14 protein-coding genes and 4 tRNA genes are annotated in these 16,448 nt (G+C 39.6%); 14 read left to right on the top strand and 4 right to left on the bottom strand.

Annotated features, from left to right (window positions below; translation table 11 throughout):
- Nucleotides 1-25: 25 nt before the first annotated feature.
- Complete coding sequence (gene trxB / locus BT797_RS08400) at nucleotides 26-982, bottom strand: thioredoxin-disulfide reductase (protein ID WP_075471647.1); 957 nt, start codon at nucleotides 980-982, stop codon at nucleotides 26-28.
- A 447-nt stretch (nucleotides 983-1,429) separates the two neighbouring features.
- On the opposite strand from trxB, the gene lrp reads away from it, so the two are divergent.
- From lrp to mltC, 7 genes are all read left to right on the top strand, one after another.
- Nucleotides 1,430-1,924 carry a leucine-responsive transcriptional regulator Lrp gene (lrp, locus tag BT797_RS08395; protein WP_019440948.1) on the top strand — a complete coding sequence of 165 codons (495 nt, stop codon included), beginning with the start codon at nucleotides 1,430-1,432 and terminating at the stop codon, nucleotides 1,922-1,924.
- A gap of 227 nt (nucleotides 1,925-2,151) precedes the next feature.
- The gene (locus tag BT797_RS08390) at nucleotides 2,152-4,791 is read left to right on the top strand and encodes a DNA translocase FtsK (RefSeq protein ID WP_045111387.1); all 2,640 of its coding nucleotides are present in this window, start codon (nucleotides 2,152-2,154) and stop codon (nucleotides 4,789-4,791) included.
- A gap of 3 nt (nucleotides 4,792-4,794) precedes the next feature.
- Nucleotides 4,795-5,415 carry an outer membrane lipoprotein periplasmic chaperone LolA gene (gene lolA, locus BT797_RS08385; RefSeq protein WP_075471645.1) on the top strand — a complete coding sequence of 207 codons (621 nt, stop codon included), beginning with the start codon at nucleotides 4,795-4,797 and terminating at the stop codon, nucleotides 5,413-5,415.
- A complete protein-coding gene (locus tag BT797_RS08380; protein ID WP_075471644.1) occupies nucleotides 5,415-6,752 on the top strand; it encodes a replication-associated recombination protein A in 1,338 nt (445 codons plus the stop codon). The genes lolA and BT797_RS08380 overlap by 1 nt, the downstream gene beginning before the upstream one ends.
- A gap of 37 nt (nucleotides 6,753-6,789) precedes the next feature.
- A complete protein-coding gene (gene crcB, locus BT797_RS08375; RefSeq protein WP_045111384.1) occupies nucleotides 6,790-7,173 on the top strand; it encodes a fluoride efflux transporter CrcB in 384 nt (127 codons plus the stop codon).
- A gap of 145 nt (nucleotides 7,174-7,318) precedes the next feature.
- Nucleotides 7,319-8,605, top strand: a complete 1,287-nt coding sequence (gene serS / locus BT797_RS08370; RefSeq protein ID WP_045111383.1) for a serine--tRNA ligase — start codon at nucleotides 7,319-7,321, stop codon at nucleotides 8,603-8,605.
- 217 nt (nucleotides 8,606-8,822) lie between these two features.
- The gene (mltC, locus tag BT797_RS08365) at nucleotides 8,823-9,893 is read left to right on the top strand and encodes a membrane-bound lytic murein transglycosylase MltC (RefSeq protein ID WP_244893721.1); all 1,071 of its coding nucleotides are present in this window, start codon (nucleotides 8,823-8,825) and stop codon (nucleotides 9,891-9,893) included.
- A gap of 98 nt (nucleotides 9,894-9,991) precedes the next feature.
- Here the strand turns inward: mltC and BT797_RS08360 are convergent, their stop codons facing one another.
- Both BT797_RS08360 and BT797_RS08355 read right to left on the bottom strand, forming a co-directional pair.
- A complete protein-coding gene (locus BT797_RS08360) occupies nucleotides 9,992-10,321 on the bottom strand; it encodes a TusE/DsrC/DsvC family sulfur relay protein (protein ID WP_045112642.1) in 330 nt (109 codons plus the stop codon).
- Between the two features lie 185 nt (nucleotides 10,322-10,506).
- On the bottom strand, nucleotides 10,507-11,169 hold the full coding sequence (locus BT797_RS08355; protein ID WP_045111381.1) for a Bax inhibitor-1/YccA family protein: 663 nt from the start codon (nucleotides 11,167-11,169) through the stop codon (nucleotides 10,507-10,509).
- Between the two features lie 193 nt (nucleotides 11,170-11,362).
- Between BT797_RS08355 and BT797_RS08350 the strand changes: the two genes are divergently transcribed.
- From BT797_RS08350 to BT797_RS08340, 3 genes are all read left to right on the top strand, one after another.
- Nucleotides 11,363-11,453 (top strand) — tRNA-Ser (locus tag BT797_RS08350).
- A gap of 280 nt (nucleotides 11,454-11,733) precedes the next feature.
- A tRNA-Ser gene (locus tag BT797_RS08345) sits at nucleotides 11,734-11,824 on the top strand.
- A 292-nt stretch (nucleotides 11,825-12,116) separates the two neighbouring features.
- Nucleotides 12,117-12,207, top strand: a tRNA-Ser gene (locus BT797_RS08340).
- A 78-nt stretch (nucleotides 12,208-12,285) separates the two neighbouring features.
- Here the strand turns inward: BT797_RS08340 and BT797_RS08335 are convergent.
- Entirely contained in the window at nucleotides 12,286-12,447 is a 162-nt protein-coding gene (locus BT797_RS08335) for an oxidoreductase-like domain-containing protein (protein WP_075471640.1), read from the bottom strand.
- A gap of 378 nt (nucleotides 12,448-12,825) precedes the next feature.
- Between BT797_RS08335 and uvrY the strand changes: the two genes are divergently transcribed.
- The 4 genes from uvrY (at nucleotide 12,826) to BT797_RS08315 (ending at nucleotide 16,323) form a co-directional block, all read left to right on the top strand.
- Complete coding sequence (gene uvrY, locus BT797_RS08330; RefSeq protein WP_045111380.1) at nucleotides 12,826-13,470, top strand: UvrY/SirA/GacA family response regulator transcription factor; 645 nt, start codon at nucleotides 12,826-12,828, stop codon at nucleotides 13,468-13,470.
- 35 nt (nucleotides 13,471-13,505) lie between these two features.
- Complete coding sequence (gene uvrC / locus BT797_RS08325; RefSeq protein ID WP_045111379.1) at nucleotides 13,506-15,383, top strand: excinuclease ABC subunit UvrC; 1,878 nt, start codon at nucleotides 13,506-13,508, stop codon at nucleotides 15,381-15,383.
- A gap of 49 nt (nucleotides 15,384-15,432) precedes the next feature.
- A complete protein-coding gene (pgsA, locus tag BT797_RS08320) occupies nucleotides 15,433-16,011 on the top strand; it encodes a CDP-diacylglycerol--glycerol-3-phosphate 3-phosphatidyltransferase (protein ID WP_045111378.1) in 579 nt (192 codons plus the stop codon).
- 226 nt (nucleotides 16,012-16,237) lie between these two features.
- Nucleotides 16,238-16,323: transfer RNA gene (locus tag BT797_RS08315), tRNA-Leu, on the top strand.
- Nucleotides 16,324-16,448: the final 125 nt, after the last annotated feature.

Below are 16,448 nucleotides of genomic sequence, written 5' to 3'. Positions count from 1 at the left end.
GTATCACCTTAGCAGAATAAACGGATTAATCACCTAATCCATCAAGAAAACGTTCGGCATCTAATGCAGCCATACAGCCTGTTCCAGCTGAAGTAATTGCTTGACGGTAAATGTGGTCAGAAACATCACCAGCCGCAAATACACCAGGGATAGTTGTTTGCGTCGCGAAGCCTTCTGTGCCTGAATTTACTTTCAAGTAGCCATCTTTCATGGTTAATTGATCAGTGAATAAATCCGTGTTTGGTTGATGACCGATAGCGATAAAGGCACCCATTACATCAAGGTCGTTGGTTTCGTCTGTTCGTGTATCACGCATACGGACACTGGTTACACCCATCTCATCACCTAATACTTCATCAAGTGTTTTGTTGAGGTGCAATGTAATATTACCGTTGGCTACTTTTTCTTGTAAGCGCTTAGTTAAGATCTTTTCACTGCGGAATTCTTCACGACGGTGAATTAAATGCACTTCAGAAGCTATATTTGATAGATAAAGCGCTTCTTCAACCGCGGTATTACCACCACCAACAACAGCCACTTTTTGATTGCGGTAAAAGAAACCATCACAGGTCGCACAAGCTGATACGCCACGGCCTTTAAATGCTTCTTCTGAAGGTAAACCAAGGTATTTCGCTGATGCGCCAGTACAAATGATGAGTGCGTCGCATGTGTACTCAACATCATTGCCTTTTAATTTAAATGGGCGCACTGATAAATCAACATCGTTGATATGATCAAAAATGATTTCAGCTTCAAAACGCTCAGCGTGTGCTTTCATACGCTCCATCAATGCAGGACCCGTTAGCCCTTCTGCATCACCCGGCCAGTTTTCAACTTCAGTCGTAGTGGTTAGCTGACCACCTTGCTGCATTCCGGTGATTACTACAGGGTTTAGATTTGCACGAGCAGCATAAACCGCTGCGGTGTATCCTGCTGGACCTGAGCCTAATATAAGTAGACGGCAGTGTTTTGTATTACTCATTACGATTCCTTAATACCAATAATTGAGGTCAATTGTAAAAACTTTGTGGCGCGGGGTAAATAGTAGAGTAAAAATATAATTTTAAAATGCATAATAATGCAAAAATAGTGAAAACCGCGATTCAGCTATATATTTTGCATATAGCCCCTTTCAATGGAATTAATGTTCTGTTAATGTCTACTTAAACCAACGAAACGTCTATTTTGATGGTTGGGACATAAAACATCGATGTTAGCCTATTGTTATGTAAGCAACGTCTTTGTAAATATTATGTTTCTTTAGAGACGGGAACACATAACATAAGCCTCGTAAATTGAATTATTGTAGGCTATTATAATCTTGGTTAGGATTTAGCTAGTACTTTAAGTTAGTTCTAACTATTGCGTATTCAAATGAATGGATTATTTGAAAAACAAAGTTTTACTGGGATGTAAAAGGGTGGAAATGATGATGGAAGTAAAAACTCGACCAATGAAGGAACTAGATCGAATCGACCGTAATATTCTTAATGAATTACAAAAAGACGGCCGAATTTCCAATGTAGAGTTGTCGAAACGTGTAGGTTTAAGCCCTACGCCGTGTTTAGAGCGTGTTCGACGCTTAGAACGCCAAGGATATATTACAGGTTATACCGCAATTCTAAATCCACAATTTTTGGATGCTTCATTGCTTGTTTTTGTTGAAATCACTTTAAATCGTGGTGCTGCTGATGTATTTGAGCAATTCAATAAAGCAGTTCAAGAGCTTGAAGAAATCCAAGAATGTCATTTAGTATCTGGCGACTTCGATTATTTATTAAAAACACGTGTATCTGATATGTCAGCTTACCGTCGTTTACTTGGTGAAACGTTATTACGTTTACCGGGTGTTAATGACACACGTACTTATGTTGTTATGGAAGAAGTAAAACAAAGTAACCGTTTAGTTATTAAAACGCGTTAATTTAACTTATAGCACATAATCTTTTAGCGTAATCCTAGATTAACGCAAATAAAATGATAAATAATCAACAAGCGGCATATTGCCGCTTGTTTTGTTTCTAGCATTTATTTAAAGTTGATAGCTCATATACCCAAGTTACCTTCATTCGGTTTGCTGATTGTGCATCTTGCTGTAACTTGGGTATAGTAGATAACGTAAACCGTCGCCTTCAAGAGTCATAAATCAAGATGAACAAATTTAATTTAGCTATTCCCTCTAAATATCTTGCCCCATTATCTGGTATTCAGCGCGTTTTTGAAGTTGGATTCATTTTTTCTACTTTTATTGCTTGCTATGCAATGGTTGCATTAGTGACTTTTGACCCAGCTGATCCATCATGGTCCCAAACAAGTTGGGAAGGCCCTGTAAAGAATGCTGCGGGCTCATTAGGTGCGTGGATGGGGGATGTTTTATTTTTCACTTTTGGTATTTATGCTTATGCAATACCACTCGCATTTGTCTCATTGGCTTGGTTTATATTTTGGCGTCCGAGACAGCTTGATGAAATAGACTTCTTTACTGTTGGTTTACGTATGATTGGCGCATTATTGCTGTTAATCGGTGTTTGTGGACTGGCATCTGTTAATTTTGATGATCTTTATTACTTTTCATCTGGTGGTTTAATTGGAGATGTCGTTGAACAAGCGATCAGTGAGTTATTTGGTATATTGGGTTCAACACTTATTTTACTGAGCTTTGTTGCGATTGGTTTTACCCTGTTAACAGGGATATCCTGGTTAACAATTGTTGATATGCTTGGTGCTGGAGTGATAAATGCCTGCCAATTTATTGTCGATAAAGTGCAAATACTCAGTAATCGCACTGCGAAAAAGGAAATAAAGAAAGACACCTTGGTATCTGAGGATGAATCTCAAATAAATACACTGCATATTCCAGCTGTACAAACATGTGTTCCGCCTGTAAATACTCAGGTTGAAAGCGAAAAAGTGATGCCTGAGCAAGTGGATAAGTCACTGACCGATGAATATAATGATACAACTAATATGTCATTCACGGCTGTTGATGAAGTTATACCACGCCAAGAGCCGTCAATATCTGCATTCGATGAGCATATGCAGGACGATTATTCAGCAAGTTATGATATTCAAGATGACAATAATAGTGTTATCGAAACTCAAAATGTACATGCGCAAAGCTTTAATAACGAAAGTGCGGAAGAATCGATTATCGTAGAGCAAAGCACCGACCTGCAACTGGATGAGCCTGCTTTAGCGCCAGTATTCCAAATTAATAATAATGGCTCTGATAATGGTTTTGAAATTGTCGGTGACCAAGTTGTATCAACGAACCCGCTGCAATTTAAAGAAAAGCCGTTAACCTTGCTACCGGGTTTAGAGTTATTAGATAAGCCTGATAAGAAAATTAATCCGATATCTCAAGCTGAACTAGACCATGTTGCGCGATTAGTCGAAGAAAAATTACTCGAATTTAATATTAAAGCACAAGTTGTCGATGTACACCCAGGACCCGTTATTACGCGTTTTGAACTAAATTTAGCACCAGGTATTAAAGTCAGTAAGATTTCGGCATTATCGAAAGATTTAGCCCGCTCATTATCTGCAATGAGTGTTCGTATTGTCGAAGTTATCCCAGGAAAATCGGTTATTGGTCTTGAACTGCCGAACAAGTATAGAGAAACCGTGTTTCTTTCTGATGTGATGTCGAGTCCATCATTTACGGAAGCTAAATCAAAAACTTCAATGGTATTAGGTCATGATATTGCAGGTGATTCTGTGGTAGTTGATCTGGCAAAAATGCCACATCTATTGGTTGCGGGTACTACGGGCTCGGGTAAATCGGTTGGTGTGAACGTGATGATTATGAGTTTACTTTATAAGGCCTCGCCAGAAGAAGTACGCATGATCATGATTGATCCTAAAATGTTGGAACTTTCGGTGTATGAAGGTATCCCACATCTATTAACTGAAGTTGTTACCGATATGAAAGATGCGGCTAATTCGTTGCGCTGGTGTGTGGGTGAGATGGAACGTCGTTATAAATTATTATCAGCGGTAGGCGTTCGTAACCTCGCTGGCTTTAATAGTAAAATACAACAAGCTATTGATGCTGGTCAGCCAATACTCGATCCATTATGGAAGCCGGGCGATAGTATGGACGAGACTGCACCAGCCTTGATTAAACTGCCTGCGATTGTGGTTATCGTGGATGAGTTTGCCGACATGATGATGATTGTCGGTAAGAAAGTTGAAGAGTTAATAGCACGTATAGCCCAAAAAGCCCGTGCTGCCGGTATCCATTTAATCTTAGCGACCCAGCGCCCTTCTGTTGATGTGATCACGGGGTTAATTAAAGCTAATATTCCAACGCGTATTGCGTTTCAAGTATCAAGTAAAATTGATTCTCGTACCATTCTTGATCAAGCTGGTGCTGAGACACTATTAGGTATGGGTGATATGCTGTATCAACCAGCTGGTACCAGTGTGCCAATTCGTGTTCATGGTGCATTTGTTGACGATCATGAAGTCCATCGTGTTGTAGCTGATTGGAAATTACGTGGTGAACCGAATTATATTGACGAAATTTTAAATGGTGAAGCAACGGCTGATACTTTATTACCCGGTGAAGTCGCAGAAGGTTCATCTGATGTTGATGAGTTATTTGACCAAGCGGTATACCATGTCACAGAAACACGCCGAGGTTCAGTATCGGGCGTACAACGTAAATTTAAAATCGGTTATAACCGAGCTGCACGTATCGTCGAAGAGATGGAAGTGCAGGGTATTGTGAGTTCACCAGGACATAACGGTAATCGAGAAGTATTGGCGCCACCGCCTCCGAAGGATTAATTTATGAAACAGAAAATATCATTAAAAAAAATCGTAGCAACTGCAGTACTAATGACCGCATCAATGGTTACGCACGCACAAAGTGTTAAAGAAGAGCTACAAGGTCAACTTGCTCAGTTAAAACCATTTAGTGCTGATTTTACACAAACAGTTACGTCTGCTGAGGGGGATAACTTATCGATAGCCCAAGGCTCTATGCAATTGCAGCGCCCGAATCAGTTTCGCTGGGAGACCGTGTCACCTGATGAGCAATTGATTGTCTCGAACGGTGAAAGTTTGTGGTTTTACAATCCATTTGTTGAACAAGTTAGTATTTACTCACTTAAAGATGCGATTGCAAATACACCCTTTATGTTAATTGCAGGCTCAGAGCAAGCTGCATGGAGAAATTATCGCGTTACTAAAAAAGCGGGAGTGTATACTGTTATCACGCCTAATGATCCGGCTGCGGCTGTATTCACTTTACAATTTAAGCAAGGTGAAATGTCACAATTTTCAGTACAAGAGCAACAAGGTCAACATAGCCAGTTTGTGCTTACAAATCGTAAGACAATGAATAAGATGGATCCTGCGTTGTTTAACTTTATTATCCCGGAAGATACAGATATAGATGATCAACGCTAATGAATAATACGATGTCACTTGATTTTAGTCCTGATTTTCAACCATTAGCAGCAAGAATGCGACCAGAGAAAATGTCGCAATATATTGGTCAAACTCACATTCTTGGTGAGGGTAAACCTTTACATCGTGCATTACTGGCTGGTCATGCTCACTCAATGATTTTATGGGGGCCACCTGGTACAGGTAAAACCACGATTGCAGAGATGATAGCCCATTACTGTGATGCCAAAGTAGAGAGGGTACATGCCGTTACATCGGGTATCAAAGATATACGTTTAGCGATAGAAAAAGCCAAAGATAATGCTATTCAAGGCTACCGGACCATCTTATTTGTGGATGAAGTACATCGCTTTAATAAAAGTCAGCAGGATGCATTTTTACCGCATATCGAAGATGGCACTATTATCTTTATTGGTGCTACGACTGAAAACCCGTCATTTGAATTAAACAACGCATTATTATCACGTGCGCGTGTTTATGTGTTGAAGAAGTTAACCGCTGACGAAATCCAACAAGTTGTTGATCAAGCACTGACTGATACGCGTGGTCTTGCTAATGTTAAATTTAACTTTGCACCTGGCGTGAAAGAGAAGCTATGCGAATTGGTCGATGGTGACGCTAGAAAGAGTTTAAATTACCTTGAACTGTTAAATGACATGGCTGAAGACGAAGGGCAAGGCAAGCTTGTTACCCTCGAAAGACTGATGTCTGTAGTCGGCCGTAAAGTGAATAGTTTTGATAACAAAGGTGAGCTTTATTACGACCTGATGTCTGCTCTGCATAAATCAATTCGTGGTTCATCACCTGATGCCGCCTTATATTGGTTCGCACGTATGCTGGCCGGTGGTTGTGATCCACTGCATGTTGCAAGGCGTTTACTGGCTATTGCGTCAGAAGATATTGGCAATGCTGATCCAAGAGCAATGCAAGTTGCGGTATCTGCATGGGATTGTTTTAGTCGTGTTGGTGCCTATGAAGGCGAACGAGCAATAGCCCAAGCTATTGTGTACCTAGCATCTGCTGCAAAAAGTAATGCTGTGTACACGGCATTTTCGCAGGCCAAGATGTTAGTACAAGAACAACCAGATTTTGATGTACCTATGCACTTACGTAATGCGCCAACCAAGCTAATGTCCGATCTTGGTTATGGTGATGACTATCGTTATGCCCATGATGAAGTAGGTGCGTATGCACCAGGCGAATGTTATATGCCAGAAGCATTACAAGGTACTAAGTTATACCATCCTGTAGATCGCGGTGTTGAAAAGCAAATTAAGCAAAAACTTGATTACTTGCATCAGCTCGATATCAGTAGTCCAAGAAAACGTTATAAATAAACGCAGAACTATCAATTCATAAAGCAGGGTACTATTAATGAATAATTTAGCTTTATACGGTTTTGTTGCACTTGGCGGTGCAACTGGTGCGGTATTACGGACTTTTATTGCTCAAACTGCAACCGCAGTTCTGGGGAAGGGGTTTCCTTACGGCACATTAATTGTCAATATTATCGGTTCATTATTGATGGGCGTGTTATTCGCTCTACTTGATGACAACATCATTGCAGAAACACCTTGGCGCCAACTCATTGGCTTAGGTTTCTTAGGCGCATTGACGACATTTTCGACATTTTCGATGGATTCATTGTTGCTATTACAAGATGGTAATTGGTTAAAAGCAGGGCTAAATGTATCTTTAAACGTATTCGTGTGTATTTTTGTTGCATATTTAGGTATGCGCTTAGTATTTCGAGCATAAAGACCCGTATTTTAAGTATAAATATCGTGATGAAAGAGTAAATACACGTTAAAATAATACGTGTTAATAATACCAACAGATATTTTGGGCCCTGTGCAAGGAAATCGCACTCAGGTCGAAATAAAACAAGCAGAGTAGGTAAAGAATGTTAGATCCTAAATTTCTTCGAGCAGACTTAGAAGAAGCTAAACAGCGTTTAGCGAGCCGTGGTTTTGAACTAGACGTTGATACAATCAAATCATTAGAAGAACAACGTAAAGCATTACAGATCCGTACAGAGCAATTACAGAATGATCGTAACGTACGTTCTAAATCCATTGGTAAAGCAAAAGCAAGTGGTGAAGATATTCAGCCACTATTAGCTGAAGTTGGTAAATTAGGCGAAGAACTTGATGCGGCAAAATTAGAGCTTACTGAATTATTAGCTCAAATCGAAGCAATTGCATTATCGCTACCAAACCTACCACATCCATCTGCACCACTAGGTAAAGATGAAGATGACAATGTAGAGCTAAAGCGTTGGGGTCAACCAAAAGAATTTGATTTTGAAATTAAAGATCACGTTGATGTAGGTGAAGCGCTTGGCGGTCTAGATTTTAAAAATGCAGTTAAGATTACCGGTTCACGTTTCATTGTTATGCGTGGCCAAATTGCACGTATGCACCGTGCTATCGCGCAATTTATGCTTGATACACACACTGAAGAACACGGTTATACAGAATTATACGTTCCTTACCTTGTTAACAGTGATTCGTTATACGGTACGGGCCAATTACCAAAATTTGGTGAAGATCTGTTCCACACAAAGCCTGCAACAGAAGAAGGTCAAGGTCTAAGCCTGATCCCAACTGCTGAAGTACCAGTGACTAATACTGCACGTGATACCATTACTGACGAAGCGGATCTACCTGTACGTCTAACGGCGCACACACCTTGTTTCCGTAGTGAAGCTGGTTCTTACGGTCGTGATACACGAGGTTTAATTCGTCAGCATCAGTTTGATAAAGTTGAGATGGTGCAATTAGCACACCCTGAAAAATCATACGAAGCACTTGAAGAGATGCGTCAGCACGCTGAAAACATCTTAATTAAGCTTAATTTACCTTATCGTGTAGTAACCTTGTGTACTGGTGATATGGGCTTTGGTGCAGCGAAAACATACGATCTAGAAGTATGGGTTCCTGCACAGAAAACGTATCGTGAAATTTCTTCAGTATCTAACTGTGAAGATTTCCAAGCTCGTCGTTTACAAGCTCGTACACGTCTTAAAGACAATAAGAAGCCAGTATTATTACATACACTAAACGGCTCGGGTTTAGCGGTAGGTCGTACGTTAGTCGCGATTCTAGAGAACTATCAACTTGCTGATGGCCGTGTTGAAGTACCTGAAGTATTACAAGGCTACATGGGCGGTCTAACGCATATGGGTTAATGCCATCTAGCTAATGGCTTAAACAAGTACAACAAGAGCCCCACTGGTTATTATCAGTGGGGCTTTTTTCTTTCGTTACTGTACAATCTAATTGATAAAACACTATGATATCGTCTTAACCCAAGGGATAATTACCCCCTGTTATTCCTTTATTAATCCTGACGTTATGATGAAGTTTATCTGTTCTATCCTGTTGTTACTATCGTTGACTGCTTGTGTGCAACAACCCCAGTCTAATTGCCAATGTGAACCTGTCACAGTTAACGCTAAACCCGCTTTGCGACAAAACAAATTCTATGATCAGCAGGCCTTTGAAAAGTTAATTATTGCTTTTACCAGTAAAGTTAAGAAGCAATGGGGTGACGATGATTATTTGAGCGCCAGTAAGCATCAATATGTTAAATATATCGATGGCTACCGCACCCGTGCCCACATCGACTTTGACGATGGTAAGATTTATGTTAGTACCATTGCCTCTTATCAACCAAAACAACATCTGAAGCGTGCTATTGTTGAAACCCTACTTATGCCTGCAGATCCTTCCAAGGTCGAGCTGTTTAGTGATAAGCATATTGAGTTATCCGGTAAGCCATTTTTACTTGGTCAGGTAAAAGACCAAGATGGACGTGTGATTGAATGGTCTTGGCGAGCTAACCGTTTCGCGGAATATTTGCTGGAAAATAAGCTACAACATAAGCTACTCAAGCGCGGTAATGCCTATTATGTTGAAATTGACTTAGTACAGGACCATCTTGAGCAGCGTGAATATCAATATGCTCATTTGATCCGGCAGGCTTCACAGCGCTACGGTATTGCAGAAGATTTAATCTATGCCATTATCAAAACTGAAAGCAGTTTTAATCCTTATGCGGTAAGTCGTGCTGGCGCATATGGATTAATGCAAGTGATCCCAAAAACGGCCGGAGCGGATGTGTTTAATTTAGTTAAGCATAAATCTGGGATACCCTCCTCGGCATATTTATTTGATCCGGTTAATAATATTGATACTGGGACCGCCTATTTTTATATCCTTAAGAACCGCTATTTGAAAGATGTTAAGCATCCGACCACACTGCACTACAGCATGATCTCTTCTTATAATGGCGGGACTGGGGGAATGTTATCGACTTTTGATAGCGATCGTAAACGGGCGATGGCCGATCTGAATAAACTTCAACCTAACCAAGCTTACTGGGCGTTAACGAACAAGCATCCGAAGGAAGAAGCACGGCGTTATTTAGAAAAGGTATTGAAATATCAACAAGAGTTCAATCAAGGCAATCTATAAGCGGTTAGTTAATACGAACGAATGAGCGATTGCTGCTGACTGTAAGTGATAGCGGACTAGGGCAAGCAGGCCGCTATCATGATTAACAAAGACTTTTGTTATAAACACTTAGCTGGTTTAGGTAATCCGGCTATTTTGGTTGCTTGTTTCGCTGGGCCTTTAGGAAACAGCTTGTATAAATAGATGCTGTTACCTTTATCTGCTCCCAGTTTCTTCGCCATTGCTTTCACTAATGCGCGGATAGCAGGGGAGGTATTGTATTCAAGGTAAAAATTACGCACGAAATGAACGACTTCCCAATGAGCGGGGCTAAGGCTGATACCTTCTTGTTCAGCAATAATCGGCGCAAGTGCTTCACTCCAATCGCTAGAGTTAAGTAAATAACCCAGTTTGTCGGTTGCGATTTCTTGTTCATTGATAATTAACATAGGCATAAACTAATCGTAGAGGGAAAACAAAAAAGCCTCGTCAAACGAGGCTTTTCACTATTTGTTAATATAACTTAACTTCTTATGCCGCAGTATAACTTAAATTAATTCTCGATGAGTAGCATTTAAATTAACACGACTTAACAAATAAGGCGTTATATTTACTTTATTCACTAACAACGAGATTAGTCGTCGCTACCCATAATACCTAAGATTTGTAATAAGCTAACAAAGATATTATAGAGAGATAAAAAGATAGTTACAGTTGCTGAAATGTAGCTGGTTTCACCGCCATGAATGATTGAGCTTGTTTGCATCAAGATTGCAGCAGATGAAAACAGAATAAACATAGCACTGATTGCTAGACTAAGCGCTGGGATTTGTAGGAAGAAGTTACCAACCATAGCGATGAGTAGTACAACAAAACCAGCCATCATCATGCCGTTAAGAAAAGACATATCCTTCTTTGTTGTTAGCACATATGCAGACAGAGCAAAGAACGTAAATGCAGTACCAGCAAATGCCATTACAACAATGTCACCCATACCTGCACCTAAGTACCTGTTAATTAATGGGCCTACGGTATAACCTAAAAAACCGGTAAACATGAATACAAATAGAATACCCATTGAGTTGTTACGGTTCTTTTCTGTTAGGTACATTAAACCATACACACCGACTAAGGTAATGATGAAACCTGGAGAAGGTAAGTTTAATGTAACCACTGCGGCAGCAACTAATGCTGAAAACGCTAGTGTCATCGCTAATAGCATATAGGTATTTTTAAGTACCTTATTCGTCGCTAGTACGCTTGCTTGCGACTGAGTCTGAATCGTACGTTGTTGCATTGTGTCTTTTCCTTAAATAATTAACACTGCTTGTTAGAGTAGTAGTATACCCTAAAGTTCCGACATAATATGACGATATTGTTAATTTATAGCCAAATAAGTTAAAAACAAGTCTTTCTGCTTAAAAATGTGATTAAATTTCAAAAACACTTTATCTTTAGTTAAAACGCTGTATTATACGCTACATTGCTGCGGAGGGGTGGCAGAGTGGCCGAATGCACTGGTCTTGAAAACCAGCAGGGGTTAATAGCTCCTCGAGAGTTCAAATCTCTCCTCCTCCGCCATCTATATAGAGAAAGGCGCTATCTGAAAAGATAGCGCCTTTTTTGCATTTCAGCATCTATCCATTCTATTTTTCTGACATTGAGCATTGCCCGCGTTCTTGTTTTCATATCGTGATAAGTTTATTCATTTTGAATCTTCAATGATAAATAATTGTCTTCTGTTGTTGTATTACACTGCGAAGCGAGTGAAAAATAAACGGTTGAGGTATTGAATGTTATTTTTTAGCGTTTAGATATTTACAACGCTCAATCATATCTCTATTATACGCTTCATTGCTGCGGAGGGGTGGCAGAGTGGCCGAATGCACTGGTCTTGAAAACCAGCAGGGGTTAATAGCTCCTCGAGAGTTCAAATCTCTCCTCCTCCGCCATCTACATAGAGAAAGGCGCTATCTGAAAAGATAGCGCCTTTTTTGCATTCTAAGCTTATTTTTCTTTTATCACGTCACTGTTTCTTTTTCATTTAGCTATTATTCTTCAGTGTTATTCACTCTCACCGTTATTTTGGTGATAAACATATCGAATATGATGTTTTTTAAACACTTGCTGTACGCTGTCGCTAGGAAGTCGATCAAGTTGGTTTTATTTTGTGCGGTTATGGACTGTATTTTCTTTTTCCTTTACAACTTAGCGTTGTGACACTATTATACGCTCCATTGCTGCGGAGGGGTGGCAGAGTGGCCGAATGCACTGGTCTTGAAAACCAGCAGGGGTTAATAGCTCCTCGAGAGTTCAAATCTCTCCTCCTCCGCCATCTATATAGAGAAGGCGCTGTTCTGAAAAGAGCAGCGCCTTTTTGCTATCTAAGCCTCAGTAAATACTTAATCATATTTTATTCAGCCAGCTCGATCTGCGCTGCACGTTGTGCATTCCATAATTTTCGTTGTTCATAATAATAATCCCAAACACAAGGGCAGCATGCCCCACCGCCACAGCAATCATCGTCTGCAGGTGGGTAGGGTTTCTCTATTAATTGTGGTTGTGTTTTTTCCATGGATTTGTCCTTGTCACTTGCCTATATATAAAATGTAACATGTTTTTAACTGTAAATATCAAATCAATAGTGAGACTAATTAACCGTGTGATATTATTCAATAATAAATATATATATGTTTATTACATATATATAAACTTGTAATGCAGTGATTAAAATCGCCCTCTTTAGTATCAACAATTTTTTATTTTGCTAACTAGACCGCATTTTAGATTTAAAGTCATAAAGTTATTAAATTATTGATATATAATATCATATTATTATTTAGTATAAATACATTCGCTTTTATGGGTAACTTAAACGTAAAAATAACAACCTATTTTTGGCCATCTAATGTATTATGTTCTTTAGAAATTATGTGTATGCGGAGATATTCTTTTGATTAATGTATTCCTTGTCGATGATCACGAATTAGTCCGTACCGGGATTCGCCGAATTCTTGAAGATGTACGTGGTATTAAAGTCGTGGGTGAAGTTTCATGCGGAGAGGATGCCGTTCAGTTTTGTCGAGAAAATCAGCCTGATGTGATCTTGATGGACATGAACATGCCAGGAATTGGCGGATTAGAAGCGACTCGCAAAATTTTACGGAACAATGCTGATATTAAAATTATCGTATTAACGATACACACGGAAGAACCATTCCCAAGCAAAGTAATGCAAGCAGGTGGTGCAGGCTATTTAACTAAAAGTGCCGCACCTGAAGAAGTATTAGGCGCAATTCGTAAAGTGCATAGTGGGCAGCGTTATATTGCGCCTGAAATTGCACAACAGATGGCATTAAGTCAATTTTCGTCTGCAGATGAAAACCCTTTTCAAAGTCTGTCAGAGCGTGAATTACAAATCATGATGATGATCACGAAAGGGCAACGAGTGGTCGATATTGCCGAACAATTACACCTTAACTCTAAGACGGTTAATGCTTATCGCTATCGCTTATTCAGTAAGCTTAATATTAATGGTGACGTAGAGCTGACTCACCTTGCGATCAGGCACGGTATCTTAGATGCAGATACACTATAATTAAGTATGACCTTACTTAATTTCAATTGAGAAAGATGCCTTCGGGTGTCTTTTATTTTATGCCTTCAAAAGAACAATTCAATCATCAAGATTTCTTGAAAACCGTTTCACACCAACCCGGTGTTTACCGTATGTATGACCATAAAGATGTGGTTATTTACGTCGGTAAAGCGAAAGATCTACATAAACGCCTAAGTAGTTATTTTCGAAAAACCGTTGATCGTGAAAAAACCCGCGTATTAGTCACCCATATTACGAGTATTGATGTAACAGTTACTCACTCTGAAACCGAAGCATTAGTGCTTGAGCATACTTATATTAAACGCTATCAGCCACGTTATAATGTTTCATTACGTGATGATAAGTCTTACCCTTATATTTTGATAACCGATCATGAGCATCCACAACTAACGTCTATTCGTAATAAAAATAAGCGTAAAGGTCAATATTTTGGTCCCTATCCAAGTGGTAGTGCTGTACGTGAAAGTTTGCATTTAATGCAAAAGCTATTTCCTGTGCGGCAGTGTGAAGATAGCTATTATCAAAATCGATCACGTCCGTGTTTACAATTCCAACTTAAGCGATGTTTAGGCCCTTGTGTCAAAATGGATAATCCTGAGGAATATCAACAGCAGGTTGAGCTGGCTGCGCTATTTTTGAAAGGAAAAAATATTGATGTTATTAATGAATTGGTGGTTAAGATGGAGAAAGCCAGTCAACAGTTAGCATTTGAAGAGGCGGCTCGCTATCGCGATCAAATTCAAGCATTAAGAACGATTCAAGAACAGCAGTATGTGACATCTGATTTAGGTGAAATGGACGTTATCGGGTTTGCTTTTAAAAATGGTATAGCCTGTGTTCATTTGTTATTCGTACGTGCAGGTAAGGTGTTTGGTAGTCGCAGCTATTTTCCTAAAGTGCCTGCAAATACAGAAATGAGTGAAGTGATTCAGGCGTTTTTATTACAGTATTATTTGAATAAAGAGACTGAACAGGCGATCCCTAAGGAAATATTGTTAACAGAACTTGCTGAAGATAATGACTTGATTGAATCAAGTTTAAGTCAACTTGCAGGTCGTAGAATAAAGTTAACAAGCCCTAAGCGAGGGGATAGATCAAAGTTCTTAAGGTTGGCGCTTACTAACTCTGAAACAGCATTAACAACAAAATTAGCAACGAAAAGCACGGTACTTAATCGTTTTAAAGAATTAGAGAAAGTATTAAAATTTGATGGGAAAATCCAGCGTATGGAATGTTTTGACATTAGTCATACAGGCGGTGAACAGACGGTTGCTTCATGCGTTGTATTTAATCGAGATGGACCCAATAAAGCAGACTACCGGCTCTTTAATATCAGTGGGATTACGGGCGGGGATGATTATGCAGCGATGGCACAAGTATTGGATCGGCGCTTTAAGAAGGTTACCGAAATAGATAAAATACCTGATATTCTATTTATCGATGGTGGTAAAGGGCAAATGACACAGGCGGAGCAAGTGCTAACTCAATACGCTGATAATTTTACTGTTAAACGGCCCAAAATTATTGGTATTGCTAAAGGTGTGACGCGTAAAGCAGGCTTAGAAACATTAATCTTGTCAGGTGCGTTGGATAATGTACCTGATATAGAATTCTATTTACCCAGTGATTCAGCAGCTTTGCATCTTGTTCAGCATATTCGTGATGAATCTCACCGTTTTGCGATTACTGGTCATCGTGCTCGTCGTAATAAAGTTAAACGTACCAGCTCTTTAGAAAATATTGCTGGTGTTGGACCGAAGCGCCGCCAAGTATTACTTAAATTTATGGGGGGATTACAGCAGTTACGTAGTGCGAGTAGGGAAGAAATAGCAAAAGTACCAGGTATAAGTATTGATTTAGCAGAAAAAATTTATGATTCATTGCATCAATAAGCAAGATATAGGACTATAGGGATGTTTTAATTTCAAAAGCATGAGAATAATGAAAAACATACCAAATATTTTAACTTTGTTTCGCGTGATTTTAATTCCTTTTTTTGTTCTCGCGTTTTATTTACCAATTGAAAATTCGTTTTATATTGCTGCATGGATCTTTTTTGTTGCAGGTGCAACTGACTACCTTGATGGTTATTTAGCTCGACGTTGGGATGTATCAAGTAAACTGGGTGCTTTCCTTGATCCTGTCGCAGATAAAATAATGGTTATCACTGCATTAGTAATGGTTGCGGGTGATCACGACCGTATCGCGGCGACTGTCGGCGAACACAGTGCATTGTGGATCATGATCCCAACGCTTATTATGATTGGCCGAGAGTTGGCTATTTCTGGTTTACGTGAATGGATGGCTGACTTGGGCAAACGCGCTAATGTTGCTGTCGGTAATGCTGGGAAATGGAAAACAAGCTTTCAAATGATGGCGTTAGGTGGTTTCGTGTGGCAACAAGGCCCTTGGATGGTTTACCTTGCTTATATCGTGTTTTATGTCGCAATGGTGTTAACAGTTGTTTCTATGGTGCAGTACTTTTCTGCTGCATGGGGCGAGTTAACAAGCGAAGATTAGCCGTAACTACAATGGGTCAGCTCGGATATTTTTTAGTTGTCCCTTAATTATGCTGATATTTAACCCCTTTTAGTTAAAAAATAAACGGATTAGGTTGAAACGTAATCGTTTTAATAGCAGGTGATAAAAGGGTGTTGACTCTGTCTTTTAGGTCTGTAGAATGCGTCAGCACATAGGGTCTACGGCAGTTTAGATAAAGCAGCTTAGATTAAATGTTAAAGAAATTGCCCGAGTGGTGAAATCGGTAGACACAAGGGATTTAAAATCCCTCGCTTAATAGGCGTGCCAGTTCAATTCTGGCCTCGGGCACCAATTTCTTTATGTTAGATATAACATTAAATATATAAATTTGGCGGGTTGGCAGAGTGGCTATGCAGCGGATTGCAAATCCGTGGACCTCGATTCGACTTCGGGACGCTCCTTCCTGATTTTGCTTG

Origin of the sequence: Moritella viscosa (assembly GCF_900120065.1) — a bacterium.
GTDB lineage: Bacteria > Pseudomonadota > Gammaproteobacteria > Enterobacterales > Moritellaceae > Moritella > Moritella viscosa.
This window is presented reverse-complemented; position numbering and strand designations above follow the sequence as displayed.